We start from the raw sequence: 24,588 nt of genomic DNA on the forward strand, positions 1-24,588 counted from the left end.
CGACGTGTGGAACCAGTTTCGAGGCGCTATCTCGACACCGCCTCGACCGAGCCCCTGCACCCCGCCGCACGCGATGTCCTCCAGGCGGCCCTGGAGCGCGGGTACGCCGATCCGCGGCGGCTCCACCACGAGGGCCGCGACGCCCGCCTGCTGCTCGACAACGCCCGGGCCGTCGTGGCCGACTGCCTCGGCGCCCACCCCGACGAGGTCGGATTCGTCGCGTCGGGGACCGACGCGGTGCACCGCGGGCTGCTCGGCCTGGTGCCTGAGGGCGGCACGATCGTGCACTCGGCGATCGAGCACTCCGCGGTCCTCCATGCGGCGCAGTGGCGGGGAGGAACGCACCACAGCGTGCCGGTCGACGCCCAGGGACGGGTCGACCCGTCGGCCGTCGGCGAGGCCGCGGCGGCTCCCGGCGTCGCAGCCGTGGCACTGCAGCACGCCAACCAGGAGGTCGGGACGCTGCAGGCCGTCGACGACCTCGAGCTGCCCGCCGGCGTACCGCTGCTGGTCGACGCGGCCGCCTCCGCTGGCCGCACCCCGCTCCCCCGCCGCTGGGACGTCCTCACCGCCTCCGCGCACAAGTGGGGCGGCCCGGCCGGCGTCGGTGTCCTCGTCGTACGCCGCGGCACCCGGTGGTCCTCTCCGTTCCCCGGCGACGACGGCCTCGACGCTCCAGGCTTCGCGAACGTCCCGGGCGCGCTGGCGTCCGCGGCCGCGCTCCAGGCGGTGATCGCCGAGCAGGAGACCGTCGCCGACCGCCAGTTCCGTCAGGTGCAGCGGATCCGCGAGGCGCTCGAGCGGCTCCCGGACACCGAGGTGCTCGGCGACCCGGTCCGCCGGCTGCCGCACCTGGTCACCTTCTCCTGCCTGTACGTCGCCGGGGACGAGCTCGTCGCCGGCCTGGACCGGCAGGGGTTCGCCGTCGCGAGCGGCTCCGCGTGCACGGCCTCCACGTTGGAGCCCAGCCACGTGCTCGCCGCGATGGGCGCGCTCACCCACGGCAACGTGCGGGTGTCCGTGGGTCGCGAGACCACCGACGAGGACGTCGACGCGTTCTGCGCGGCCGTCACCGAGGTGGTCACCGGGATCCGGCGGGGAGCCGGCCTGTGAGTCGCATCGAGATCGACTGCCGCGACCAGCCGTGCCCACGCCCGATCATCGAGCTGGCGAAGGCGATCGGACAGGTGGCGATCGGCGAGGAGCTCGCGGTGGTCGCGCGCGACCCGGCCGCGCGCTACGACGTACCGGCCTGGTGCCGCATGCGCGGTCAGGAGTACGTCGGCGCGGAGACCACCGATGCCGGCGACCCCGTCTACGTGGTGCGCCGGCTCGGCTAGCTGCTCCTTGCTGCTATTCGACGTGCTGGGCGATCTCGGTCGCCGCGTCGTCGCCGTAGGACTCGCGGATCCGGGCGACGAACTGGTCGGAGGTGAAGTCGTACTCCTGGGTGCCGACCGTCTCCACGACGTACGCCGCCAGGACGCAGCCGACCTGGCAGGCGCGCTCCAGCGACAGCCCCCAGTTGATGGCGGCGAGGAAGCCGGAGCGGAACGCGTCGCCGACACCGGTGGGCTCGATCGCGGTGACGTTCGCGGCGGCCGGGACCTCGAGCTTGAGGCCCTCCTTGTCGGTGACCCGGACGCCGTCCTTGCCCAGGGTGGTGACCTGCAGGCCGACCCGGTCGAGCACCTCGTCGGCGGTCCAGCCGGTCTTCTTCTCGATGACGTGCGACTCGTACTCGTTGGAGAACAGGATCGCGGCGCCCTCGATGAGGTCGCGGATCAGGTCGCCCTCGGCGAACGCGAGCTGCTGGGAGCAGTCGGCGATGAACGCGTAGCCGCGCTGGCGGCACTCGTGGGTGTGCCGGCGCATGCCCTCGGGGTCGTCCGCTCCGACCAGGACGTACGACGGGGTGCCGACCCGCTCGACGATGGGGAGCAGCTCGATCTGGCTCGCCTCGCTCATCGCGCCAGGGTAGAACGACGCGAACTGGGCCATCGAGCTGTCGGTGGTGCACACGAAGCGCGCGGTGTGCTTGCTGTCGGAGATGTGGACCGAGTCGCAGTCGACGCCGTTGCGCTCCAGCCAGGAGCGGTAGTCGGCGAAGTCCTCACCGGCAGCGCCGACCAGGACCGGGCGCAGGCCCAGCTTGGCCAGGCCGAAGCACATGTTCGGGGCTACGCCGCCCCGGCGTACCTCCAGGTCGTCGACGAGGAAGGACACCGAGAGCTTGTCGAGCTGGTCGGGAACCAGCGAGTCGGCGAACCTGCCGCCGAAGGTCATCAGGTGGTCGGTCGCGATCGATCCGGCGATGAGCAGGGGGCCGTTGGGAGCAGTCACGGGCCGAAACCCTACGCGGACGCCCGGCGGACCGTTTGTCACCGGGTGGAAAACTTCGTGTTGCTACTCGTCGGTACCCCTGGGTCTACCCCTCGGTAACCCCTAGCGTCGAAGCATGACGCCGTACGAGGAGCTCGCCCCGCTCGCCGAGATGAAGACCGACTGCGAGGCGGTCAACCGCCGGCTGGAGGGCGCCGCCGCGAAGGCCGTCCGTCCCGCTCCGAGCATCCACTTCGACGAGTTCGTCCAGGACCTGCCCAAGAAGGGCATCGAGGTCTCCGAGGCCGCCCAGCGCCTCGCCGCGGCGATCTTTGACTGAGCTCCACCAGAACGCAGGAAACGCCGACGGCCTCCGGGAGATCCCGGAGGCCGTCGGCGTTGTCAGGCGATGCTCAGGCGGTGCTCAGTGGAAAGAGTCTCCACAGGCGCACGAGCCGGTCGCGTTCGGGTTGTCGATCGTGAAGCCCTGCTTCTCGATCGTGTCCACGAAGTCGATGACCGCGCCGTTGAGGTAGGGGACGCTCATCCGGTCGACCACGACGGACACGCCGTCGAAGTCGGTGACGACGTCACCGTCGAGGGTGCGCTCGTCGAAGAACAGCTGGTAGCGCAGGCCGCTGCAGCCGCCGGGCTGCACGGAGATCCGCAGCTGCAGGTCGTCGCGACCCTCCTGCTCCAGCAGGCTCTTGACCTTCGCAGCCGCAACCGGGCTGACGTTGATCTGGTCCTCACGGCGGTCGGTCAGCACCGGAGCGGTGACCGTCTGGGTCCCGCCCGCGCCGGCCGCAGTCGTCGCCGGGGTCTCGGTGGTCGCGCCGTGGCTGTGGCCGCAGCCGCATCCGTCGCTCATGGTGACTCCATCTCGTCGAGCAGAACTATCAACAGGTCCAATGGTCGCACAGCGCCGGTTATTCCCTCACTCCCAGACGAGAACCGGCTTGACCACCTTGCCCGACGCGCTGTCGGCGACCGCCTGCGCGATCTGGTCGAAGGGGTAGGTCGTGATCAGCCCGTCGACGTCGAACCGGCCGTCGCCGCGGCGCGCGACCAGGTCCGGGATGGCCGTCAGGGGGTCGCACTCCCCCTCCAGCGAGGAGCGCACGATCTTGCCCGACTGGAGCAGGTCGATGGCGTCGATGGTGTACTCCGCGGCCCCCAGCCCGAGCGCGATCAGCACGCCCTTGGGGCGCAGCGAGTGCTGGGCCTGGAGCACCACGGCCGGGATCGCCGTGCTGTCGATGGCGTACGCCGCTCCGCCACCGGTCGCCGCCCTGACCCGCTCCTCGACGGGGGAGCTGTCGTCGAGGGGGTCGAGCGCGATGGCGCCGTACCCCTCGGCGATGGCGCGCCGCGAGGCGACCGGGTCGACGGCGACGACGGTCTCCATGCCGGCCCCGCGCGCGGCGGCGACGGCGGCGAGGCCGACCGCGCCGGCGCCGAAGACCACCAGGCTCTCCCCCGGCCTCGGGTCCGTGCCGCCGAGCACCAGGTTGAGCACCGTCCCGGCACCGGTCTGGAAGCCGCAGCCGAACGGTGCGAGCCGGGTGAGGTCGAGTGACCTGTCGACCACGACGCAGTTGTCGGCGTACGCGAGGGCGTGCCGGGCGAAGCTGGACTGGCCGAAGAAGCTGCCGAGCACGTTCTGCTCGCCCCGGCGCATGGTCGTCGAGCCGTCGGCCCGCATCCCCATGTAGTTGAGCAGCAGCGACTGCTCGCAGTAGCCGACGTCGCCCGCGTTGCAGGGCCCGCAGGCACGGCAGGAGCGGAAGCTGAGCACGACGTGGTCCCCCACCTCGATGCCGGTCACGTCGGCGCCCACCGCCTCGACCACGCCGGTGCCCTCGTGGCCGGCGACCATGGGGAACATCTCGGCCGGCAGCATCGTCGGCACGGTCAGGTCGGTGTGGCACAGCCCGGTGGCGACGATGCGCACGAGTACCTCGTCGGCACGGGGCTCGTCGAGCTCGACCTCGGAGAGCACGAAGGGGCCGCCGGGCTCCTCGACCAGGGCGACGGTGGTCCTCACGCCTCACGCTCCAGCCAGAAGTAGTAGAGGTCGGCGATGCCGAAGGCGCTGGCGAGCTTGCCGTTCATGATGCCCATCAGGGTGGTGTCGTCGACCTTCTTGAAGTGGTCGAAGACCGGCTGCTTGTCGTAGACCATGGTCGCGGTGACCTCGCCGCGGAAGCCGACCATCCACAGCGACGCCTCGCCCAGGGCGCCACCCTCGAGGTTGGAGTAGAGCTCGCCGTCCTCGTCGCGGCAGATCAGCGGCTTGGCGTCCAGCGGCCCCTCGAAGCGCTTGCCGTGCCAGCGGGAGCGCTCGAGCACCTTGCTGATGACGTGCCCGGTCGCGAAGTCGCCGCCGCGCCAGGCGCCGAGGATCTCCTCCACGGTCACGGTGTCGAGATCGGCCCAGAGGGCATCCAGGTCGGCGGGGTCCACCCGATCGGCGTCCCGGAACGCCTCGAAGCGGCTGCGGAGGTCGGTCATGGGACCAAACTAGAACACGTTCCAGCCTGGCGCTATCGGGACCACGTCCTGGCGACCCGCTCGGCGACCTCGGCCAGGACCGTGGCCGGCTCGGCGAGGGCGCGGTCGGCGCCGGCGCTCTCGACCAGCGAGTACGCCGCATCCATGCCCAGCGCCCGCATCTCCCGCGCGCCCACGTCCACGCGCCCCGCGATGACCACGCACGGACGCAGCGCCTCGGCCGCGACCGCCGCGACGCCGGCCGGCACCTTGCCCGCACGGCTGCTGAAGTCGAAGGCGCCCTCGCCGGTGATCACGACGTCGGCCCGGCGGGCCCGGCCGGCCAGGTCGGTGAGGTCGGCGACCAGCTCGATGCCGGAGACCCGACGGGCGCCCAGGAGCATCAGCCCGAACCCGATCCCGCCGCCCGCGCCCGCCCCCGGCTCCAGCGCCAGCCGCTTGTCGGTCAGGTCCGCGAAGCGCTGCAGCGTCGCGTCGACCCAGGGCAGGTCGGCCTCGGCCAGGCCCTTCTGCGGCCCGAAGGTCTTGGCGGCACCGAACAGGCCGGCGAGCGGGCTGTCGACGTCGCTGGCCAGCACCAGCTCGATCCCCTGGAACAGGGCCTGGGGGCCGGTCAGGTCGACCGCCTCGATCGTGCGCAGGCCGTGCGGCCCGTCGTCGAGGTCTCCCCCGTCGGCGTACGCCCCGAGGGCGGCCAGCAGGCCCGCTCCCCCGTCGGTCGTCGCCGTGCCGCCGACGCCGACCACGATCCGCCGCGCCCCGGCCTCGAGCGCATGGGCGAGCAGTACGCCGACGGCGTGGCTGCTGCGGCGCAACGGGTCGGAGTCGCCGGCCACCGCCAGGCCGACCGCCTGGGCGCACTCGAGGTAGACGGTGTCACCGTCGCGCAGCAGCGTCGCCGGGAGCGCGTCGTACTGGACGTCCTGGTCGGGCAGGCCGGTCACGGCGGTGGCCAGGAGCTCGCCGCCGACGGCCGCCTGGACGACGTCGACGAAGCCCGGCCCGCCGTCGGACATCGGGGCCAGGTCGACCTCGTCGCCGGGGGCATGGCGACGCCAGCCGTCCGCGATCGCGTCGGCCGCCTCGACGGCGCTCAGCGTGCCGGCGTACTTGTCGGGTGCCACGAGGACGCGCATGGGCCCAACCCTAGGGTTGGCGCCATGCGGATCCGGCCGATGACCGTCGCCGACGTGCCGGTCTGCGCCGCGATCAGCGACGACGCGTTCCTCGCGGTCGACCTCGCGACGCACCGGCCGGGGCTGCCGCCACCGCAGCGGCGGACCGCGGCGCACACCGCGCGCTGGATCGCGCGGACCTCGGTCACCGTCACGACCGACCCCGATGGCTGCGTGGTCGCCGAGGACGGCGGCGAGGTCGTCGGCTTCGCGACCGGCTTCCGGCGCGAGCAGGTCTGGTGCCTGGCGACGTACGCCGTCCGGCCGGCCCTGCAGGGCCGCGGCATCGGCCGGGAGCTGCTCGACGCCGCGCTCGCCCATGCCGCCCTGTGCCCGCGCTGGCTGCTGTCGGCCTCGGCAGATCCGGCCGCGTGCCACCGCTACCGGCTCGCGGGGTTCACCCTCGTGCCGCAGTCGTCGTTCTTCGGGCCCGTGGACCCCGCAGCGCTGCCGGCCGACCACGGCGTCCGGATGGGCGTCCCCACCGACCACGCCTGGATCGACGACCTGGACCGCGCGATCCGGGGCGGCTCGCACGCACCGGACCGGGCGGCGCTCGAGGCGTCCGGCGGGCTACTGGTGTGCGACGACCGGAGCGGCTATGCCTACGCCGGCCCCGGCGGAGTGGCGCTGCTCGCAGCCGACCGTGTGGCGAGCGCCGAGCGACTGCTCGTCCGGGCGCTGCGCGACGCGGGGCCCGGCTTCGCCCTGCACCACGTCACCGAGGCCAACCCCTGGGCGCGCGACCTCGCCCTCGCGGCGGGGATGACCCAGGCCCCGCGAGGACACCTCGGGGTGCGCGGGATGGCGGCGCCGCCGGCGTACGTCCACCACGGCTCACTGCTCTGAGCGACCCCGCCCTAGGATCGGGGCATGAGCACCGTGGACCTTCCGCTGCTTCCGCTCGGCCGGGGCACCGACCCGCTCTCCGAGCGTGGCGTCGACTGCCCGGGCGACCTGCCGGAGGCCTCCGACCCCGACCTGGTCGCCCGCGCCAAGGCGGCCAAGGAGGCGCTCGGCGAGCGGCTCTTCGTGCTCGGCCACCACTACCAGCGCGACGAGGTCATCCAGTTCGCCGACGTCACCGGCGACTCCTTCAAGCTCGCGCGTGACGCGGCGGCCCGCCCCGAGGCTGAGTACATCGTCTTCTGCGGCGTGCACTTCATGGCCGAGTCCGCCGACATCCTCACGACGGCCGACCAGCAGGTGATCCTGCCCGACCTGGCCGCCGGCTGCTCGATGGCCGACATGGCCCGGATCTTCCAGGTGGAGAAGGCCTGGGAAGCGCTCGCCGCGGCAGGCGTCCAGGACCTCGTCGTACCGGTCACCTACATGAACTCCAGCGCCGCGATCAAGGCGTTCTGCGGCCGCAACGGCGGCGTCGTCTGCACCTCGTCCAACGCCGAGGTCGCCCTGGACTGGGCCTTCCAGCAGAAGGGCGAGGACACCAAGGTCCTCTTCCTGCCCGACCAGCACCTGGGCCGCAACACCGCCGTGCTCAAGCTCGGCTACCGCCTCGAGGACTGCGTGGTGTGGAACCCGCTCAAGCCCAACGGCGGGCTCACCCTCGAGCAGATCCGGGACGCCAAGGTCATCCTGTGGCAGGGCCACTGCTCGGTCCACGGCCGCTTCTCCGGCGACGTCATCGACGAGCTGCGGGCCAAGATCGACGGCCTCAACGTGATCGTGCACCCCGAGTGCCAGCACGAGGTCGTGCTGAAGGCCGACCTGGTCGGATCGACCGAGTTCATCATCAAGACGATCGAGGAGGCGCCGGCCGGCTCCAGCTGGGCCATCGGCACCGAGCTCAACCTCGTCCAGCGCCTGAAGAACGCGCACCCGGACAAGAACATCGTCTTCCTCGACCGCAACGTCTGCTACTGCTCGACGATGAACCGGATCGACCTGCCCCACTTCGTGTGGGCGCTGGAGAACCTCGTCGCCGGCAACGTGGTCAACGTCATCGAGGTCGACCCGCAGACCGAGGCGGACGCCCTGGTCGCGCTGCAGCGGATGCTCGACCTGCCCGGGAAGACCCACCGTGACTGATGCGCTGCCGCCGTGCCCGGCCTGCGGCAGCGAGTACACCTATCCCCTCGGCGACCTGATGGTCTGCCCGGAGTGCGCCCACGAGTGGTCGCCCTCCGAGGCGGCCGCCGAAGCCGACGCCGCCGCGGCGGCCGCGATCGTCAAGGACGCGAACGGCAACCCGCTCGCCGACGGTGACGACGTGGTGGTCATCAAGGACCTGCCCGTCAAGGGCGCTCCGAGGGCCATCAAGGCCGGCACGAAGGTCCGCGGCATCCGCCTGGTCGACCCCGAGGCCGTCGTGGGCGGCCACGACATCGACTGCAAGGTCGACGGCTTCGGATCGATGCAGCTCAAGTCCAGCGTGGTCAGGAAGGCCTGAAGTGTTCAAGCGGAACAAGCCCGAGGAGATCTCGGCCGATGCCCTGAAGGCGCCGGCCAAGGAGTCCGGGAAGGGCCGTCCCACGCCCACCCGCAAGGAGGCCGAGGCCGCGGCCAAGGAGCGCGCGAAGGTGCCGCGCACCCGCAAGGAGATGGCCACCGCCGAGCGGCAGCGCCGGATGAGCGCCCAGCAGAAGGCGCGCGAGGCGATGAAGACCGGCGACGACCGCTACCTCCCGGCGCGCGACAAGGGTCCCGTACGCCGCTTCGTGCGCGACTTCGTCGACTCCCGCTTCTCCATCGTGGAGATGCTGATCCCGCTGCTGATCGTCTCGCTCTTCCTCGGCTGGAGCGGCAACCAGAACCTCCGCACGGCGAGCTCGCTGGTGCTGATGGTGACCTTCCTCTTCGTCATCATCGACATCCTGCTGCTCAGCGTCCGGCTGCGTCGCCACCTCAAGCTGCGCTTCCCCGACCAGTCCACCAAGGGCGCCAGCTTCTACGCCGCTACCCGGTCGATGCAGATGAAGTTCCTGCGGATGCCCAAGGCGCGGGTCAAGGTCGGCCAGCAGCTGCCCGAGGACTACGACCGGTAGCGGCTCAGAGCGCCGTCGGCAGCTTCGCGCCGACCCGCTCGGGAAGGGCCGCGACGCGCGCGCACGTGCCGTTGCGGCCACTGCTCTTGGCCTCGTAGAGCGCGCGGTCCGCCGTCAGCAGGGCCACGTCGAGGTCGACGTCACGGGCCGGCGGCGACGCGGACGCGACGCCGGCGCTGATCGTCAGGGTCTGCTCGCCCGGCAGGTCGGCCGCCTCGATGGAGAGGCGGATGCGCTCGGCGATCCGGCGCGCCTCGTCGAGATCCGCGCGCGGCAGGAAGACGCAGAACTCCTCACCGCCGAACCGGGCGACGATGTCGCTCGCCCGCACCTCGCGCCGGATCGTGTCGGCGACCGTCACCAGGGCCAGGTCGCCGGCGAGGTGGCCCCAGGTGTCGTTGAACCGCTTGAAGTGGTCGAGGTCCACGAACAGCACGCTCCAGGCGTCGCTCTTGGCGTTGCACTGGGCGGCACCGGCGCGGGCCATGCGGTGCCAGGACTCGAAGCGCAGCAGGCCCGTCTTGTCGTCGTGGTCGGCGCGTTCCCGCAGCGGCTCGTGCAGGGCCGCGCGCTGCGCGAGGACGAAGACGGGGAGCAGCAGCACCAGGAACCACGCACCGCCGTTCCAGACGGCCGCCGCGAGACCGCCGACCAGGATGACGCCGGTCTCGGTCAGGTAGAAGGACCCGCTCGACAGCGTCTGGCGCAGCCAGACCTCGTCCTCGGGCGAGTTGAGGTAGGCACTGCCGTGGAAGAGGACCGTCTCGGTGCCGAGGAAGGCCGCAGCGCTCGCGAGCACGGCGAGCATGCCGCGCAGGCCGTCGCCGTGCGTCAGGCTCCCCTGCCCGCCGATCACCAGCTCAGCCGTGATCGCGGCGACGACACCCGCCAGTACGACGTACGCCGCCGAGCCGACCCACTTCCACAGCGGCACCCGCATGCCGCGCCAGCGCCCGTGGGCGTAGCAGAGCGCGACGACCGGGAGCAGCCAGCCGATCGAGAGCACGAGCGCCGAGGCGAAGGACCACGTGGACAGCGCCTTGTGCGGGCGCTGGTCATCGCACTTGCCGCCCTCGAGCAGGCGGCCGATCTCGATGTTCAGCACCGACATGACGACGATGACCAGCGCGGTGAGCGCCTCGTGGGGGGTGTGACCGTGCCCGATCCGGTGGTCGAGCAGCAGCGGGACGGTGAGCGCCGTCAGGACGGCGGTCGTGATCCAGCCCTGGCACACGAGCGGGGTGCGGAGGAACGGCCAGCGCGCCGGGCCCGTCGGGGCTCCGGGGTCGGCCGGCAGGGTCGGGACGTCGCCGCCCTGCGTCGTACCTCTCATCACCACCTCCGCACTCGGGTGCGGCAGTCAGTCGCGGTCGGGACCCGATGCAGTGACCATCGGCCCGCGCGAGGTCGACCGGAGAGGAACCGGCGGCGAATATGCGGGGGTCAGATCCTCACAACCACTCCGAGCGACGGGGCGACTCGGTGAGCGCCGGGTCGGTCACGACCACGTCGCCGAGGACCTCGTCGATGGCGGCGAGCACCTCGGGATCCAGCTTCACCCCCGCGGCCTTGACGTTCTCGGTGACCTGCTCGGGGCGGCTGGCCCCGATCAGCGCGGCGGAGACGTTGTCGTTCTGGAGCACCCAGGCGACCGCGAGCTGGGCCAGGGTCAGGCCCGAGTCGGCGGCGAGCGGCAGCAGCCGCTGCACCCGCTCCAGCACGTCGTCGCGCAGGAAGCGGGCGACGAAGGTGGACCCACCCTTGTCGTCGGTCGCGCGCGAGCCCTCCGGAGGCGGCTGCCCGGGCAGGTACTTCCCGGTGAGCACCCCCTGCGCGACCGGCGACCAGACGAGCTGGCCCAGGCCGAGCTCCCGGCAGGCCGGCACGACCTCGGCCTCGATGACCCGGTAGAGCATGGAGTACTGAGGCTGGTTGGAGACGAGCGGCACGTGCAGCTCGCGCGCGAGCGAGGCCGCCTCCCGGATCTGGGCCGCCTTCCACTCCGAGACGCCGATGTAGAGCGCCTTGCCCGCTCGTACGACGTCGGCGAACGCCAGCATCGTCTCCTCCAGCGGCGTGTCGTAGTCGTAGCGATGCGCCTGGTACAGGTCGACGTAGTCGGTGCCCAGCCGCTTCAGCGAGCCGTTGATGGACTCCAGGATATGCTTGCGGGAGAGGCCGTGGTCGTTGTGCTTGCCCGGGCCGGTCGGCCAGTAGACCTTGGTGAAGATCTCGAGGCCCTCGCGCCGCTCGCCGGCGAGTGCACGTCCGAGGACGCTCTCGGCGGCGGTGTTGGCATAGACGTCGGCCGTGTCGAAGGTGGTGATGCCCTCGTCGAGGGCCCGGCGCACGCAGGCCGCTGCGGCGTCCTCCTCCACCTGGGAGCCGTGGGTCAGCCAGTTGCCGTAGGCGATGGCCGAGATCTTCAGGCCACTCGCGCCGAGGTTGCGGATCTCCATGTCCTCGACCCTAGTGAGCGCGGCAACCCCGCGGTCAGGGTTCTGCGCGGGCTGGTTGGATGGACGGGTGGATGCAGATGTCTCGGTCCGGATCGCCTGGCCGGCCGACGCCGACGGCATCGCCGATCTCCAGCTGTCGAGCTGGTACGCCGAGGAGCTGGCCAGCCGGCTGAGCGAGCTCGGTCTCGGGCGCGACGACCTCGTGGACGCCGTACGCCGCGGCCTCGCGCAGCCGCCCGAGGCGCGCCGGCGCTGTCTCGTGGCCCTCGCCGGCGCCACCGTCGTGGGGGTGGCACACACCGGCCCCGCCACCGACCCCGACGCCGACCCGGCGACCGACGGGGAGATCACCGAGCTGCTGATCTCCCCCGGCGCCACCGGCGCGGGGCACGGGTCGCGTCTGCTCCAGGCGTGCGCCGACGCCTTGGCCGCGGATCGCTTCACCCGCGCGGTGACCTGGCTGCCGACGACCGACGACGCCACCCGGGCGTTCCTGGAGTCGGCCGGTTGGGCCGCGGACGGCGCGACCCGCGAGCTGCTCGACGAGCACACCGGCCACCCACTGCGTCAGGTCCGGCTGCACACGGCGCTGGCCTGACCTCCGTCAGCCGAGATCGAGGAAGTGCTCCAGGCCCACGGTGAGTCCCGGGTGCGCGGCGATGTTGCGCAGCCCGGTGAGGACCCCCGGCGTGAACGAGACGCGGTCCAGCGAGTCGTGGCGGATCGTCAGCGTCTCGCCGAGGCCGCCCAGGATGACCTCCTGGTGGGCGATCAGGCCGCGGGCCCGGACGCTGTGCACCCGCACGCCCTCGACATCGGCGCCGCGCGCGCCGTCCAGGCCGGTGGAGGTCGCGTCGGGCATCGGCGGGCTGCCGGCCTCGCGGCGGGCGGCCGCGATCAGCTCGGCGGTGCGGGAGGCCGTGCCGCTGGGCGCGTCGGCCTTGGTCGGGTGGTGCAGCTCGACCACCTCGACGGACTCGAACAGCGGCGCGGCCAGAGCGGCGAACCGCATCATCAGGATCGCGCCGATCGAGAAGTTCGGCGCGATCAGGACGCCGACGCCCGGGCTGTCGGCCAGCCAGCCGCGCAGCGTGTCGAGGCGTGCGTCGTCGAAACCGGTGGTGCCGACGACGGCGTGGATGCCGTTGCGGATGCAGAACTCCAGGTTGCCCATCACCACGTCCGGGTGGGTGAAGTCCACGATCGCCTGGGTGTCGCTCTCGACCAGCGACTCGATCGGATCATCCTGGTCGACCCCCACGGTGAAGGTGAGGTCGTCGGCGGACTCGACCGCCCGGACCACCTCGGAGCCGACCTTCCCGCGGGCGCCGATCACCCCGACCCGTCGTACCTCGGAGCGTGCGGAGGCCGTCGTGCTGGCGTTCGTCGTCACGACACCAGATCCTATGGTTGCCGCCCTGCGCGCCGGTCGGTGCCCATTTCTGGCAGGCTGGGCCCATGGCGGTTCAGAGCATCCCGGCGCGCCTGCGCTGGGCGGTCGACTTCATGGACGTTCAGCACAACGACCACGTGCTCGAGATCGGGTGCGGGTCGGGTGCGGCCGCCGACCTGATCTGCCGCCGTCTCGAGGGCAAGGGCAAGATGTTCGCGATCGACCGGTCCGAGGCCGGCGTCGACCGCACCAAGCAGCGCTGCGCCCAGCACATCGAGGCCGGGCGGCTCACCGTGCGCCAGATCGACCTCGCCACGCTGCGGGTCCCGGTCAAGCGGCTGACCAAGGTCTTCGCCTTCGACGTCAACCTGTTCTGGGTGCGCGACTGCAAGGAGGAGGTCGCGCTGCTGCACGAGCGCGTCCTGCCCGGGGGCTCGGTCAACCTGTTCTACAACACCGCGCGCGAGGAGGACGTCCCCGAGATCCTCGCGAAGACCTCCGCCGCCCTCACCGAGGGTGGGTTCCGGGTCTACATCGTCGACAGCAAGAACCCACCCGTCATCGGCATCATCGGGCGCAGGTAGCCGCCGCTGACCGCGAGTTCTGACTGGTGGTCAGCCGAAGCTCGAGCTTGGGCTGACCACAAGCCAGAACTCGGTCGACCAGAAGTCCGGATTCGCGTCAGGCGGGGCCGACGACCGCCAGCACCTCGGGCCGCGCGAAGACGTCCGCGGCGACCGCCGCACACTCCTCCAGCGTGACCGCCTCGATCTTCGCGATGACCTCGTCGATGCCGTAGAGCTGGGAGTGGGTGAGCTCTCCCTTGCCCAGGCGCATCATCCGCGCGCCGGAGTCCTCCAGGCCGAGCACGAGACCGCCGACCAGCTGCCCCTTGCCCCGGCGCAGCTCGTCGGCGTCGATGCCGTCGGCGGCCAGCCGGGCCAGCTCGTCGCGCACCACCGCGAGCGCGTGGTCGGCGCGGTCCGGCAGGCAGCCGAGCGCGACCCCGACCAGACCGGAGTCGGCGTAGTGGCTGGCGAAGGAGTAGACCGAGTAGGCCAGGCCCCGGCGCTCCCGGATCTCCTGGAACAGCCGGCTCGACGTACCTCCGCCGAGCGCGGTCGACACCACCCCGAGCGCGAAGCGGCTCTCGTCGTCGCGGGCGGGGCCCTCGGATCCGACCACCAGGTTGACCTGCTCGAAGGGCCGCTCGACCCGCGCCTGCCCGGGCGCGACCTTCGGGCGCCGGCCGCCGTGGCGGGGCGGGGCGGGCTCGGCCTCGCCGGAGAGGAAGTCGTTGCGCGCGAACGCCTCCTTCACCAGTCGTACGACGGTGGCGTGGTCGACCGCGCCCGCGGCGGCGACCACCATCGTGGCCGGTGTGTAGTGCCGCTTCCAGAACCGCCGGATCGTCGCCCGTGGCATCTGCTCGATCGACTCGGTGCTGCCGGCGATCGAGCGGCCCAGCGGGCTGTCGCTGCCCCAGGCGATCTCGGCGAACAGGTTGTGGACCACGTCATCGGGATCGTCGTCGTGCATGGCGATCTCGTCGAGGATGACGTCGCGCTCGGCGTCCACGTCGTGGGTGGTGATCAGCGAGTCGGTGATCATGTCGCCGAGGACGTCGACGGCCAGCGGCAGGTCCTCGGCGAGGACCCGCGCGTGGAAGCAGGTGTACTCCTTGGCGGTGAACGCATTGAACTCGCCACCGACCGCGTCGAGCGCGATCGAGATGTCCAGCGCCGTGCGCGACCGGGTGCCCTTGAACAGCACGTGCTCGAGGAAGTGCGAGGCGCCGTGGGTGGTCGCCCGCTCGTCGCGCGAGCCGACCCCGACCCAGACGCCGATCGAGGCCGACCGGGCCCCGGCCATCTGCTCGGTGATGATCCGCAGGCCCGAGGGGAGCTGCGTGCGGCGTACCTGCGAGGTGACCTGGCCGGCGGCGTCGCGCACCGTCTCCAGCGTCCGCGTGGTCGCACGCGCCGCCGGGGGGAAGGCCGACGGCCGGCCAGCGAATCGCTGGCCGGCCGTCGGGAGGTGGAGCTTGGTCACTCCTCCTCGGAGCCCTCGACCTCGGCGGCCTCGTCGGCCGCACCCTCGGCGTCCTCGACCACCGGGATCAGCGACAGCTTGCCGCGGTCGTCGATCTCGGCGATCTCGACCTGGAGCTTCTGGCCGACCGAGACGACGTCCTCGACGTTGTCGACGCGCTTGCCGCCGGCGAGGCCACGCAGCTTGCTGATGTGCAGCAGGCCGTCCTTGCCGGGCATGAGCGCCACGAACGCACCGAAGTTGGTCGTCTTCACGACCGTGCCGATGTAGCGCTCGCCGACCTCGGGCATCGTCGGGTTGGCGATTGCGTTGACGGCCTGGCGGGCGGCCTCGGCGGCCTCGCCGTTGGTCGCACCGATGTACACCGTGCCGTCGTCCTCGATCGACAGGGTCGCGCCCGTGTCGTCCTGGATCTGGTTGATGACCTTGCCCTTCGGGCCGATGACCTCGCCGATCTTGTCCACGGGGACCTTCACGGTGATGATCCGCGGCGCGTGGATCGACATCTCCTGCGGAGCGTCGATCGCCTCGGCCATGACCTCCAGGATGCTCAGGCGGGCGTCGCGCGCCTGCTTGAGCGCGGCACCGAGGACCTCGGCGGGGATGCCGTCGAGCTTGGTGTCGAGCTGGAGGGCGGTCACGAACTCCTTGGTGCCGGCGACCTTGAAGTCCATGTCGCCGAACGCGTCCTCGGCGCCGAGGATGTCGGTCAGCGCGACGTACTCGGTCTTGCCGTCGACCTCGCCCGAGATCAGGCCCATGGCGATGCCGGCGACCGACGCCTTCAGCGGGACACCCGCGGCGAGCATGGCCAGCGTCGAGGCGCAGACCGAGCCCATCGAGGTGGAGCCGTTGGAGCCCATGGCCTCGGAGAGCTGGCGGATCGCGTAGGGGAACTCCTCGCGGCTCGGGAGCACCGGCAGGAGCGCGCGGCGGGCGAGCGCACCGTGACCGATCTCGCGACGCTTCGGCGAGCCGACGCGGCCGGTCTCACCGGTGGAGAACGGCGGGAAGATGTACTTGTGCATGTAGCGCCGGTGCTTCTCCGGCGACAGCGTGTCGAGCTGCTGCTCCATCTTGAGCATGTCCAGGGTGGTGACGCCCAGGATCTGGGTCTCGCCACGCTCGAACAGCGCCGAGCCGTGCACCCGCGGGATTACGCCGACCTCGGCGTGCAGCGGACGGATGTCGGCCAGGCCGCGACCGTCGATGCGGACCTTGTCGCGCAGGACCTGGGTGCGGATGGCCTTCTTGGTGACGGCCTTGTACGCCGCACCGATCTCGCCCTCGCGGCCCTCGAACTGGGCACCGATCTTGTCGAGCAGCGCGGCCTTGATCCGGTCGCCCTCCTCCTCGCGCTCCTGCTTGGACAGGACCTTCTCGCGCTTGCCACCGACGGTGTAGAGGTCGTGCACGTCGGCGCCGACAGCGGCCTCGACGGCCTCGTAGACGTCATCCTGGTACTCCAGGAAGATCGGGAACTCCTGGACCGGCTTGGCGGCCACGTTGGCGAGCTCGGACTGCGCCTCGCAGAGCTGCTTGATGAACGGCTTCGCGGCGTCGAGGCCACCGGCCACGATCTCCTCGGTCGGCGCCTGGGCGCCGCCCTGGAGCAGCTCGAGGGTGGCCTCGGGGGCCTCGGCCTCGACCATCATGATCGCGACGTCACCGGTCTCGGTGACCCGGCCGGCGACGACCATGTCGAAGGTCGCCTTCTCGAGCTGGCTGTGGGTCGGGAACGCGACCCATTGGCCCTCGATGAGCGCCACGCGGGTGGCACCGACCGGACCGGAGAACGGCAGGCCGGAGAGCTGGGTGGACAGCGACGCGGCGTTGATCGCGAGCACGTCGTAGGGGGTGTCCGGGTTGAGCGCCATCACGGTGATGACGACCTGGACCTCGTTGCGCAGACCCTTCTTGAAGGTCGGGCGCAGCGGGCGGTCGATCAGGCGGCAGGCGAGGATCGCGTCCTCGCCAGGGCGCCCCTCGGACCGGAAGAACGAGCCGGGGATCTTGCCCGCGGCGTACATCCGCTCCTCGACGTCGATGGTCAGCGGGAAGAAGTCGAAGTGGTCCTTCGGGTGCTTGCCGGCCGTGGTGGCCGACAGCAGCATCGTGTCGTCGTCGAGGTAGGCGCTCACCGAACCGGCGGCCTGGCGGGCCAGGAGCCCGGTCTCGAACTTGACGGTGCGGGTGCCGAACTTGCCGTTGTCAATGACGGTCTCGACGGCGGAGATGACGGGTTCAGTCAAGATGTTCTCTTATTCGTACGTCGTGGAGCACGCTGCCCCACAGGATTTCGGACTTGTTGTCCTGCTCACCCTATCGGGCGGGCAGGGAAATGCAGAACGGACAGCCCCGAGCCGGGGCTGTCCGTTCTTCATGCTGAGGGGGTCGCGATCAACGACGCAGCCCCAGGCGCTCGACGATCGAGCGGTACCGCTCGATCTCGGTCTTCTTCAGGTAGTTGAGGAGACGGCGGCGCTGACCGACCAGCAGAAGCAGGCCACGACGGCTGTGGTGGTCGTGCTTGTGCTGCTTGAGGTGCTCGGTCAGGTGCGAGATGCGGTGGCTGAGCAGCGCGATCTGGACCTCCGGCGAACCGGTGTCACCCTCGGTGGTGGCGTACTCGGCGATGATGCTCGCCTTGGTCGCAGCGTCGGTTCCGACTGCCATGTGGATTCCTTCTTCCGGTTCGTTGCGCGGTGCCCCAGCCTGAATTCCTGGAGCGCTCTCGGTCCGCGGCCGTCTGACGGCGTACGTCGCCCTGTGGGCAACCTGGAAAGGCTATCAACGCGGGCGGGGGCCGGCCGAATCGGCGTACGACTGCCGGGGGTGCGGGAGTGACGCGCGCCGCTCGCACATTTTTCCGAAAACCGTTGGCGGCCCCAACCAAGGTGCTGGACAATGGTGCGCGTGGCTCCCCACTCGCCCGCTGCACGCTCCACAGCCCGGTTGCTGGGCCTGCTCAGCGTGCTCACCTACAACTGGTGGGTCGGCGCGGTTGCGACGGGGCTGATCGCCAGCCCGGACGGGATGTTCAGCGACCTCGAGGCGACCGGCGTCCCCCATGCGTCTGTCTTCGAGCGACTCGACATCGCGTCCGGGCTGCTCATCTGCGTGGGCCTCATGGTCCTCGGCCCTCCCCTGGCCGACGAGCGCGTGCGCGAGTGGAAGCTGCTGATGGGCTTCGGCCTGGCCGGCGTGGTCGGCGGGGTCTACCCCTATGCATGCCCCGAGGGTCGCGACGACGCCTGTCGGGCCGCCGAGTGGAGCTTCCAACTGCCGCTCCACCACTACCTGCACATGGCCTCCGGCATCGCCGAGTTCGGCTTCGCCACGGCCGCCATCGTGCTGATGTGGCGCCGACTGCGCGACCGGAGGGCAGGGGTCTGGTCGGTCTCCGCATCCGCGCTGGCCGTCGGGCTGCTGCTGGGCTACCCAGCCCTCGCCCTGTCCTACCTGATCGACCGCTGGGACGCGCCGGTCGAGGCGTTCTTCTTCGTGCTGTTCGCCGGAGCGGTGGCGATGGTGTTCCTGGAGCCGCACGGCGACGAGGTCCCGCAGGAGACCGCCGCGTCGAACACCCGCAGTGCCCCGGCCACCCCCTGCCAGGACTGCTCCTAGACCAACGTGACCGGGTGCCGGACCACGGCGTCGAAGAAGTACCCGTTGGGGTTGTACGCCGCCACGTCGGGCTGGGTGCGACCCGCCTGGTCGGTCGCCCGGGCCATCAGCGTGCGCGCACCCTTGGCCGGCCGGCGCAGGGTGAAGGACCACTGGGTCCACCCGAAGCCCCCGTCGCCGGACCCGGTGGGGCGGCCGGAGCCACGGTGTGGCTCGCCGCGGCCGACGTAGGTGCGGCCGAGGTCCGCGTGCGTCCAGGTCGCGCCCCCGTCCAGGCTGATCTCGACGGCCGCGATCGGCGCGAGACCGCTCCACGAGCGCCCGGTCACCGTGACGGACGACGCCGCGGGGATCTGGGCGTTCCACGCCAGCTCGAAGGCCGATCGGACCGGGTTGACAGTCAGCGGGCCGTCGATGTTGTACCAGGTCGTGCTCCAGGGCGACGTCTGCTCGCTGGTCGACACCTCGAGCGAGCCCAGCCACTTGGTCGAGGCGACACCGATCCAGCCGGGCAGCACCAGGCGCAGCGGGTAGCCGTGGTCGGGGAGCAGTGGTGCACCATCGATCCCCCACGCCAGGAGGGCGTCGTCGAAGGCCTTCTCGACCGGGAACGGGCGACGCACCGGCCCGTAGTCCACGCCGCCGCTGACGTAGTGCGGGTCGAGCCCGCTGGACATGATCGAGACCGCGTCGGGCCGGATCCCGACGGCCCGGAGCACGTCGCCCAGCCGCACGCCGTCCCAGCGCACCGTGGCGACCGCACCGAGGGTCCACCTGGTGCCGGCCACCGACTGCCCCTGCTGGGAGGCGAAGAGGCTGCGGCCGTTGCCGGTGCACTCGTGCACCGAGGTGTGCTGCACGTTCGGGAACGCCTTGACCTGGTCCAGGGTGAGCGTCACGCCCGCCGGATCCTCGAGGCCGTCCCCGAAGATCCGCAGCGCGTACGCCGAGGCGTCGATCGTCGGCGTCGAGACGTGGTCGCGCACGAAGAGGCGCTCCTGGGTCGTCGCGTAGACCGCGGGATCCACCGAGTCCCAGCGCATCTCCGCGTTGGTGCCGTAGTCGATGAACCAGGCGGCCGGCAGGGCCTTGAGGATCGCAGGAGCGCCAGCGACGGCCCGCTCCGCGAGACCGGGCAGCAGGTCGGCGACGGAGAGGGCGACGGCGCCGCCGAAGGCGGAGCCGAGCAGGGATCGACGGGAGAGACGCGCGCCTGACATGCGCCGACGTTAATACGATCGACTTACTCCGGTTGAGAGCCGGAGCGAGTTCAGCTCACGCCGAGCAGATCCCTCGCGCGCGCCACGTCGTCGGCCATCGCCACGAGCAGGTCCTCGACCGAGTCGAAGCGCACCATCCCGCGCAGCCGCTCCGCGAAGGACACCTCGACCTCGCGGCCGTAGAGGTCCAGGTCGGTGCGGTCGAGGACGTAGGACTCCACGCGTCGCTCCCGCTCCCCGTCGAAGGTCGGGTTGGTGCCGACCGAGATCGCGGCCGGGTACGACGTGGCGGCGTCCGGGCCGTCGAGCACGGTGAGTCGGCCGGCGTACACACCATCGGCGGGAGCCGCCGCCCCGGCCCGCAGCGGGACGTTGGCGGTCGGATAGCCCAGCTCCCGACCGCGCTGGTCCCCCCGGACGACCTCGCCGCGGACGCTGAACGGCCGTCCGAGCGCCTCCGCGGCGCCGGTGACGTCGCCGGCGGCGAGGCAGGTGCGGACGTAGGTGGAGGACCAGACCTGCGGGCCGCCGTCGAGGGACACCTCGTCGACGACGAAGTCGTGCTCGAGACCGGCCTCGCGCAGCAGGTTGCAGTCGCCCGCGGCGCGGTTGCCGAACCGGAAGTTCGCGCCGACCACGACCGCCTTGGCGTGCAGGGCGCCGACGATGATCCGGTCGACGAACTCCTGCGGGCTCCAGCCCGCGATCTCGCGGCTGAACGGGATGACCAGCACGTCGTCGACGCCGGCCGCGGCCAGCAGCTGCAGCCGCACCGCCATCGTCGTCAGCGTGGGCGGCGCGTGCTCCGGGCGCAGCACCGCGATCGGGTGCGGGTCGAAGGTGACGGCGACGACCGCGTCGGCGCCGACCTGCGCGGCCATCTCGCGCGCCCGGCGTACGACGTGCTGGTGGCCCAGGTGCATGCCGTCGAAGTTGCCGATGGTGACGACGGTGCGGCCCAGATCGGCCGGTACCTCATCGAAGTCGCGCCACGCTCGCACGTCGCTCATCCTACGAACACCGCCTCGGGCCGCGCGTGGGCCCCGTCGGGTCGGTACAGCGCGAGGAAGGTGCCGTCGGGGGCGAAGACCGCGGTCAGCGCGTCGATGGCGAGCTCCAGCCGGCGGCCGTAGCGGACCTCCTGCTCCTGGGCGCCGTCGAGGTCGACCGACGGGAACGCCGCACGGGCCGCGGCCGCGATGGGCAGGAGCCGGAAGTCCTCCCCCAGCTCGTCGAGGGTGTGCGCGCTGTCGAGGCCGTACGGCCCGACAGTGGTACGCCGCAGCGCGGTCAGGTGGCCACCGACGCCGAGCGCGGCGCCGACGTCGCGGGCGATCGCGCGGATGTAGGTGCCCGAGGAGCAGCGGACCGAGAGGTCGACGTCGACGAAGCCGTCGGTCCGGCGTACGTCGTGCACGGTGAGCTCGTGCACCGTCACCGGACGCGCCTTGAGCTCGACGTCCTCGCCGTCGCGGACCCGCTGGTAGGCGCGCTTGCCGTCGACCTTGATGGCGCTGACGGCCGTGGGGACCTGGGAGATGTCACCGACCTGCGTGGCGAACGCCGCGCGGATCGCCTCCTCGGCCAGGTGGCCGGTCGCGACAGCCGGGTTGAGCTCGCCCTCGGCATCGTCGGTGGTGCTGGTGCAGCCGAGGCGGACCGTGGCGTCGTACGCCTTCTCGGTGAGCATCAGGTGGCCCAGCAGCCGGGTCGCCCGCTCGACGCCGACGACCAGGACACCGGTCGCCATCGGGTCGAGGGTGCCGGCGTGACCGACCTTGCGGGTGCCGGCCAGTCGCCGGACCCGCGAGACGACCGTGTGGGAGGTGATCCCGGCGGGCTTGTCGACGATGACCAGCCCGGACTCGGTCATACCTCGTCGTCCTCGTCCCCGAGCTCGTCGTCCTCGTCGTCCTGGTCGGCCTCGTCGTGCGGCTTCTTGTACGGGTCCTCGCCGGCGGCGTACGTCGCTCCGGCACGCTGCGCCGCGACCTCGGCGTCGGCCTGGCGGGCCTTCTCCAGGACCTCGTCGAGGTGCCGCGCGGTCTCGGGGAGCGCGTCGTGGAAGAACGTCAGGGTCGGCACGATCCGCATGCCGAGCTGCTTGGAGACCTCCGAGCGGATGACGCCCTTGGCCGACTCCAGCGCCTTCGCGGACTCGGCAGGGTCGTCGCCGAGCACGGTGTAGAAGATCGACGCCTGCTGGCCGTCGCCGGTCAGCCGTACGTCGGTGATGGTGACGAACCCGAGCCTCGGATCCTTGATCCGCCGCTCCAGCATCTCGGCCACGATGACCTTGATCCGGTCGGCGATCCTGCGCACGCGCGGGCTACTCATGTTCATTTCCTATCAGTCGGCAGAGCCGGTGGCATCTCACGATGCCACCGGCTCCGACCGGTTCGATGACCCGCGGTCAGGACCGCGGGATCTCCTTCATCTCGAAGGCCTCGACGATGTCGCCCTCCTTGATGTCCTGGAAGTTCCGGAGCACCAGACCGCACTCGAAGCCCTCGCGGACCTCGGAGGCGTCGTCCTTCTCCCGCTTGAGCGAGGCCAGGTCGAGGTTGTCGGCGATGACCGCACCGTCGCGGAGCACGCGCACCTTGGCGTTGCGTCGCAGCAGGCCGCTGGTGACCATGCAACCGGCGATGTTGCCGATCTTGCTGGAGCGGAAGATGGCACGGATCTCGGCCTGACCGAGGGTGACCTCCTCGTACTCCGGCTTGAGCATGCCCTTGAGCGCGGCCTCGATCTCCTCGATCGCCTGGTAGATGACCGAGTAGTACTTGACCTCGACACCTTCCTTGTCGGCGAGCTCGGCGGCCTTGCCCTGCGCACGGACGTTGAAGCCGATGATGATCGCGTCGGAGGCAGCCGCCAGGTTGACGTTGGCCTCGGTGATCGCACCGACACCACGGTCGATGACCCGCAGCGAGACCTCGTCGCCGACCTCGATCGCCGCGAGGGCGTCCTCGAGGGCCTCGACCGAACCGGACACGTCGCCCTTGAGGATGAGGTTGAGCTCCTGGCTCTCCCCGCTCTCCATGGAGGCCATGAAGTCCTCGAGGGTACGACGGACGCGGCGCTTGGCCTGCAGGGCGGCCCGCTCGCGAGCCTCCCGCTTCTCCGCGATCTGGCGGGCGACGCGGTCGTCCTCCACCACGATGAAGTTCTGGCCCGCACCCGGCACCGCCGAGAGACCGAGGACCATCGCCGGCTGACCGGGATCGGCCTGCGCCATCTCCTTGCCGAACTCGTCGAGCATCGCGCGGACGCGGCCGTAGGCCGGACCGGCGACGATCGAGTCGCCGACGCGGAGCGTGCCGCGCTGGACCAGCACCGTGGCGACCGGACCGCGACCGCGGTCCAGGTGCGCCTCGACGACCAGACCCTGGGCGTCCTGGGTCGGGTTGGCCCGCAGGTCGAGCGAGGCGTCCGCGGTGAGGACGACGGCCTCGAGCAGCTTGTCGAGGTTGAGCCCCGCCTTGGCCGAGACGTCGACGAACATCGCGTCGCCGCCGTACTCCTCGGGGATCAGGCCGTACTCGGTGAGCTGGCCACGGACCTTGGTCGGGTCCGCCTCGGGCTTGTCGATCTTGTTGACCGCGACCACGATCGGCACACCGGCGGCCTTAGCGTGGTTGAGCGCCTCGACCGTCTGCGGCATCACGCCGTCGTCCGCCGCGACCACGAGGATCGCGATGTCCGAGGACTGCGAGCCGCGGGCACGCATGGCGGTGAACGCCTCGTGACCGGGGGTGTCGATGAAGGTGATGCGTCGGTCGTTGCCGTCGACGTCGGTGTGCACCTGGTAGGCACCGATGTGCTGGGTGATGCCACCGGCCTCGCCCGCGACCACGTTGGCGCCACGGAGGGCGTCGAGAAGCTTGGTCTTTCCGTGGTCGACGTGGCCCATGACCGTGACGACCGGCGGGCGGACGACCAGGTCGGACTCGTCGCCCTCGTCGGCACCGAACTCGAGGTCGAAGCTCTCCAGGAGCTCGCGGTCCTCGTCCTCCGGGGAGACGATCTCGACGACGTAGTTCAGCTCGTCACCGAGCAGCTCCAGCGTCTCGTCGCCCACCGACTGGGTGGACGTGACCATCTCGCCGAGGTGGAACAGCATCTGCACCAGGGCAGCGGCGTCCAGGCCGATCTTCTCGGCGAAGTCGGTCAGCGAGGACCCACGGGCGAGACGCACGGTCTCGCCGTTGCCCTTGCGGACGCGCATGCCGCCCAGGGTCGGGGCCTCCATGGCCTCGAACTCCTGGCGACGTGCCCGCTTCGACTTGCGACCGCGACGCGCCGGACCACCGGGGCGACCGAAGGCACCCTGGGTCTGGCCACGCTGGCCGGGACGGTTGCCACCGCCACCGGGGCGACCGGCGAAGCCGCCGGGCGCGCCACCGGGACGACCCGGAGCACCGGCACCGGCGCCACCTCCCGGGCCACCACGGCCCGGAGCACCGGGACGGCCGGGGCCAGCACCGGGACGGCCGGGGCCGCCACCGGGACCACCGGGGCCACGACGGCCCGCGGGACCCGCGGCGAAGGCGGCAGGGGACTTCGGCATCATCGCCGGGTTCGGGCGCGGCATGCCCGGGCGACCGCCCGGAGCCGGGGGACGCGGCGGACGGTTGTCGTCCGGCGCCTCGCCGTCACGCGGCGCGGGGGCGGGCCGACGGCCCATGCCCTGGCTGGGCGCGAACGGGTTGTTGCCGGGACGCGTGCCACCGGGCTTGCCGACCGGACGCGGGGCGGGTGCCCGCGGGGTGGGCGGCTTCGGGGCGGCGGTGCCGCCCTCGGGGGCGGCCGGAGCGG

26 protein-coding genes are annotated in these 24,588 nt (G+C 71.5%); 10 read left to right on the forward strand and 16 right to left on the reverse strand.

The genetic code is table 11. The annotated features are described in order from the left end of the window. The first annotated feature begins 6 nt into the window (after window positions 1–6). Together ACYU8V_RS10475 and ACYU8V_RS10480 are read left to right on the forward strand one after the other, a co-directional pair. Complete coding sequence (locus tag ACYU8V_RS10475; protein ID WP_460847177.1) at window positions 7–1,113, forward strand: cysteine desulfurase family protein; 1,107 nt, start codon at window positions 7–9, stop codon at window positions 1,111–1,113. Further along, entirely contained in the window at window positions 1,110–1,340 is a 231-nt protein-coding gene (locus tag ACYU8V_RS10480; RefSeq protein ID WP_460847179.1) for a sulfurtransferase TusA family protein, read from the forward strand. Before ACYU8V_RS10475 ends, ACYU8V_RS10480 begins: the two co-directional genes overlap by 4 nt. A 13-nt stretch (window positions 1,341–1,353) precedes the next feature. Here the strand turns inward: ACYU8V_RS10480 and ACYU8V_RS10485 are convergent, their stop codons facing one another. Then, window positions 1,354–2,286, reverse strand: coding sequence for a carbohydrate kinase family protein (locus tag ACYU8V_RS10485; RefSeq protein WP_460847218.1), 933 nt, complete (start codon window positions 2,284–2,286; stop codon window positions 1,354–1,356). Between the two features lie 172 nt (window positions 2,287–2,458). Between ACYU8V_RS10485 and ACYU8V_RS10490 the strand changes: the two genes are divergently transcribed. Further along, window positions 2,459–2,662 (forward strand): hypothetical protein, encoded by a 204-nt coding sequence (locus tag ACYU8V_RS10490; RefSeq protein ID WP_460847180.1) that lies wholly within the window; start codon window positions 2,459–2,461, stop codon window positions 2,660–2,662. A gap of 84 nt (window positions 2,663–2,746) precedes the next feature. On the opposite strand, the gene erpA is transcribed toward ACYU8V_RS10490, so the two are convergent. The 4 genes from erpA to ACYU8V_RS10510 all read right to left on the reverse strand — a co-directional run bounded on the left by erpA (window position 2,747) and on the right by ACYU8V_RS10510 (window position 5,972). Further along, window positions 2,747–3,193, reverse strand: coding sequence for an iron-sulfur cluster insertion protein ErpA (gene erpA / locus ACYU8V_RS10495; protein ID WP_460847181.1), 447 nt, complete (start codon window positions 3,191–3,193; stop codon window positions 2,747–2,749). A 66-nt stretch (window positions 3,194–3,259) separates the two neighbouring features. Beyond that, entirely contained in the window at window positions 3,260–4,369 is a 1,110-nt protein-coding gene (locus ACYU8V_RS10500) for an NAD(P)-dependent alcohol dehydrogenase (protein ID WP_460847183.1), read from the reverse strand. After that, window positions 4,366–4,836 carry a DUF4334 domain-containing protein gene (locus ACYU8V_RS10505; protein WP_460847184.1) on the reverse strand — a complete coding sequence of 157 codons (471 nt, stop codon included), beginning with the start codon at window positions 4,834–4,836 and terminating at the stop codon, window positions 4,366–4,368. The genes ACYU8V_RS10500 and ACYU8V_RS10505 overlap by 4 nt, the downstream gene beginning before the upstream one ends. A 32-nt stretch (window positions 4,837–4,868) precedes the next feature. Further along, the gene (locus ACYU8V_RS10510; protein ID WP_460847186.1) at window positions 4,869–5,972 is read right to left on the reverse strand and encodes a glycerate kinase family protein; all 1,104 of its coding nucleotides are present in this window, start codon (window positions 5,970–5,972) and stop codon (window positions 4,869–4,871) included. Between the two features lie 24 nt (window positions 5,973–5,996). Here ACYU8V_RS10510 and ACYU8V_RS10515 point away from each other — a divergent pair, with 24 nt between their 5' ends. From ACYU8V_RS10515 to ACYU8V_RS10530, 4 genes are read left to right on the forward strand one after another with little or no spacing between them, the layout of a single operon-like run. Further along, window positions 5,997–6,860, forward strand: coding sequence for a GNAT family N-acetyltransferase (locus ACYU8V_RS10515; protein ID WP_460847187.1), 864 nt, complete (start codon window positions 5,997–5,999; stop codon window positions 6,858–6,860). A 24-nt stretch (window positions 6,861–6,884) separates the two neighbouring features. Beyond that, window positions 6,885–8,060, forward strand: coding sequence for a quinolinate synthase NadA (gene nadA / locus ACYU8V_RS10520; protein WP_460847188.1), 1,176 nt, complete (start codon window positions 6,885–6,887; stop codon window positions 8,058–8,060). After that, entirely contained in the window at window positions 8,053–8,421 is a 369-nt protein-coding gene (locus ACYU8V_RS10525) for a zinc ribbon domain-containing protein YjdM (protein ID WP_460847189.1), read from the forward strand. The genes nadA and ACYU8V_RS10525 overlap by 8 nt, the downstream gene beginning before the upstream one ends. Window position 8,422: 1 nt before the next feature. After that, the gene (locus tag ACYU8V_RS10530) at window positions 8,423–9,016 is read left to right on the forward strand and encodes a DUF3043 domain-containing protein (RefSeq protein WP_460847190.1); all 594 of its coding nucleotides are present in this window, start codon (window positions 8,423–8,425) and stop codon (window positions 9,014–9,016) included. Between the two features lie 4 nt (window positions 9,017–9,020). On the opposite strand, the gene ACYU8V_RS10535 is transcribed toward ACYU8V_RS10530, so the two are convergent. Beyond that, complete coding sequence (locus ACYU8V_RS10535) at window positions 9,021–10,349, reverse strand: GGDEF domain-containing protein (protein WP_460847192.1); 1,329 nt, start codon at window positions 10,347–10,349, stop codon at window positions 9,021–9,023. Between the two features lie 118 nt (window positions 10,350–10,467). Further along, window positions 10,468–11,475: an aldo/keto reductase family protein gene (locus ACYU8V_RS10540; RefSeq protein ID WP_460847193.1), complete on the reverse strand. Its 1,008-nt coding sequence runs from the start codon at window positions 11,473–11,475 to the stop codon at window positions 10,468–10,470. Window positions 11,476–11,542: 67 nt separating this feature from the next. On the opposite strand from ACYU8V_RS10540, the gene ACYU8V_RS10545 reads away from it, so the two are divergent. After that, on the forward strand, window positions 11,543–12,073 hold the full coding sequence (locus tag ACYU8V_RS10545) for a GNAT family N-acetyltransferase (RefSeq protein ID WP_460847195.1): 531 nt from the start codon (window positions 11,543–11,545) through the stop codon (window positions 12,071–12,073). A 6-nt stretch (window positions 12,074–12,079) separates the two neighbouring features. Here the strand turns inward: ACYU8V_RS10545 and dapB are convergent, their stop codons facing one another. Continuing rightward, window positions 12,080–12,868 (reverse strand): 4-hydroxy-tetrahydrodipicolinate reductase, encoded by a 789-nt coding sequence (gene dapB / locus ACYU8V_RS10550; RefSeq protein ID WP_460847196.1) that lies wholly within the window; start codon window positions 12,866–12,868, stop codon window positions 12,080–12,082. Window positions 12,869–12,933: 65 nt separating this feature from the next. Between dapB and ACYU8V_RS10555 the strand changes: the two genes are divergently transcribed. Further along, window positions 12,934–13,452, forward strand: a complete 519-nt coding sequence (locus ACYU8V_RS10555) for a class I SAM-dependent methyltransferase (RefSeq protein WP_460847197.1) — start codon at window positions 12,934–12,936, stop codon at window positions 13,450–13,452. 97 nt (window positions 13,453–13,549) lie between these two features. Here ACYU8V_RS10555 and ACYU8V_RS10560 read toward each other — a convergent pair whose 3' ends face one another. The 3 genes from ACYU8V_RS10560 to rpsO form a co-directional block, all read right to left on the reverse strand. Then, window positions 13,550–14,920 carry a M16 family metallopeptidase gene (locus tag ACYU8V_RS10560; RefSeq protein ID WP_460847198.1) on the reverse strand — a complete coding sequence of 457 codons (1,371 nt, stop codon included), beginning with the start codon at window positions 14,918–14,920 and terminating at the stop codon, window positions 13,550–13,552. Next, complete coding sequence (locus ACYU8V_RS10565; protein ID WP_460847199.1) at window positions 14,917–17,172, reverse strand: polyribonucleotide nucleotidyltransferase; 2,256 nt, start codon at window positions 17,170–17,172, stop codon at window positions 14,917–14,919. Before ACYU8V_RS10565 ends, ACYU8V_RS10560 begins: the two co-directional genes overlap by 4 nt. Before the next feature lie 148 nt (window positions 17,173–17,320). Beyond that, a complete protein-coding gene (gene rpsO, locus ACYU8V_RS10570) occupies window positions 17,321–17,596 on the reverse strand; it encodes a 30S ribosomal protein S15 (RefSeq protein ID WP_460847200.1) in 276 nt (91 codons plus the stop codon). A gap of 240 nt (window positions 17,597–17,836) precedes the next feature. Between rpsO and ACYU8V_RS10575 the strand changes: the two genes are divergently transcribed. Beyond that, window positions 17,837–18,547 (forward strand): DUF998 domain-containing protein, encoded by a 711-nt coding sequence (locus tag ACYU8V_RS10575; protein WP_460847202.1) that lies wholly within the window; start codon window positions 17,837–17,839, stop codon window positions 18,545–18,547. Here ACYU8V_RS10575 and ACYU8V_RS10580 read toward each other — a convergent pair. The 5 genes from ACYU8V_RS10580 to infB form a co-directional block, all read right to left on the reverse strand. Continuing rightward, window positions 18,544–19,767 carry a molybdopterin-dependent oxidoreductase gene (locus ACYU8V_RS10580; protein WP_460847203.1) on the reverse strand — a complete coding sequence of 408 codons (1,224 nt, stop codon included), beginning with the start codon at window positions 19,765–19,767 and terminating at the stop codon, window positions 18,544–18,546. The genes ACYU8V_RS10575 and ACYU8V_RS10580 overlap by 4 nt on opposite strands. Window positions 19,768–19,817: 50 nt before the next feature. Beyond that, window positions 19,818–20,777 carry a bifunctional riboflavin kinase/FAD synthetase gene (locus ACYU8V_RS10585; protein ID WP_460847204.1) on the reverse strand — a complete coding sequence of 320 codons (960 nt, stop codon included), beginning with the start codon at window positions 20,775–20,777 and terminating at the stop codon, window positions 19,818–19,820. Then, entirely contained in the window at window positions 20,774–21,640 is an 867-nt protein-coding gene (gene truB / locus ACYU8V_RS10590; RefSeq protein ID WP_460847206.1) for a tRNA pseudouridine(55) synthase TruB, read from the reverse strand. Before truB ends, ACYU8V_RS10585 begins: the two co-directional genes overlap by 4 nt. Next, window positions 21,637–22,104, reverse strand: a complete 468-nt coding sequence (rbfA, locus tag ACYU8V_RS10595; protein WP_460847207.1) for a 30S ribosome-binding factor RbfA — start codon at window positions 22,102–22,104, stop codon at window positions 21,637–21,639. The genes truB and rbfA overlap by 4 nt, the downstream gene beginning before the upstream one ends. A gap of 76 nt (window positions 22,105–22,180) precedes the next feature. Further along, the coding region (infB, locus tag ACYU8V_RS10600; RefSeq protein ID WP_460847208.1) for a translation initiation factor IF-2 at window positions 22,181–24,588 on the reverse strand (2,408 nt) is incomplete at its 5' end.

This window comes from Nocardioides ultimimeridianus (assembly GCF_054777895.1).

Coding starts and splice junctions, on each gene's coding strand:
- ACYU8V_RS10485 (WP_460847218.1), bottom strand. CDS start 2,286: ATGACCTTCGGCGGCAGGTTCGCCGACTCGCTGGTTCCCGACCAGCTC.
- ACYU8V_RS10490 (WP_460847180.1), top strand. CDS start 2,459: ATGACGCCGTACGAGGAGCTCGCCCCGCTCGCCGAGATGAAGACCGAC.
- erpA (WP_460847181.1), bottom strand. CDS start 3,193: ATGAGCGACGGATGCGGCTGCGGCCACAGCCACGGCGCGACCACCGAG.
- ACYU8V_RS10505 (WP_460847184.1), bottom strand. CDS start 4,836: ATGACCGACCTCCGCAGCCGCTTCGAGGCGTTCCGGGACGCCGATCGG.
- ACYU8V_RS10510 (WP_460847186.1), bottom strand. CDS start 5,972: ATGCGCGTCCTCGTGGCACCCGACAAGTACGCCGGCACGCTGAGCGCC.
- ACYU8V_RS10515 (WP_460847187.1), top strand. CDS start 5,997: ATGCGGATCCGGCCGATGACCGTCGCCGACGTGCCGGTCTGCGCCGCG.
- nadA (WP_460847188.1), top strand. CDS start 6,885: ATGAGCACCGTGGACCTTCCGCTGCTTCCGCTCGGCCGGGGCACCGAC.
- ACYU8V_RS10535 (WP_460847192.1), bottom strand. CDS start 10,349: ATGAGAGGTACGACGCAGGGCGGCGACGTCCCGACCCTGCCGGCCGAC.
- ACYU8V_RS10540 (WP_460847193.1), bottom strand. CDS start 11,475: ATGGAGATCCGCAACCTCGGCGCGAGTGGCCTGAAGATCTCGGCCATC.
- ACYU8V_RS10555 (WP_460847197.1), top strand. CDS start 12,934: ATGGCGGTTCAGAGCATCCCGGCGCGCCTGCGCTGGGCGGTCGACTTC.
- rpsO (WP_460847200.1), bottom strand. CDS start 17,596: ATGGCAGTCGGAACCGACGCTGCGACCAAGGCGAGCATCATCGCCGAG.
- ACYU8V_RS10580 (WP_460847203.1), bottom strand. CDS start 19,767: ATGTCAGGCGCGCGTCTCTCCCGTCGATCCCTGCTCGGCTCCGCCTTC.
- ACYU8V_RS10585 (WP_460847204.1), bottom strand. CDS start 20,777: ATGAGCGACGTGCGAGCGTGGCGCGACTTCGATGAGGTACCGGCCGAT.
- truB (WP_460847206.1), bottom strand. CDS start 21,640: ATGACCGAGTCCGGGCTGGTCATCGTCGACAAGCCCGCCGGGATCACC.
- rbfA (WP_460847207.1), bottom strand. CDS start 22,104: ATGAGTAGCCCGCGCGTGCGCAGGATCGCCGACCGGATCAAGGTCATC.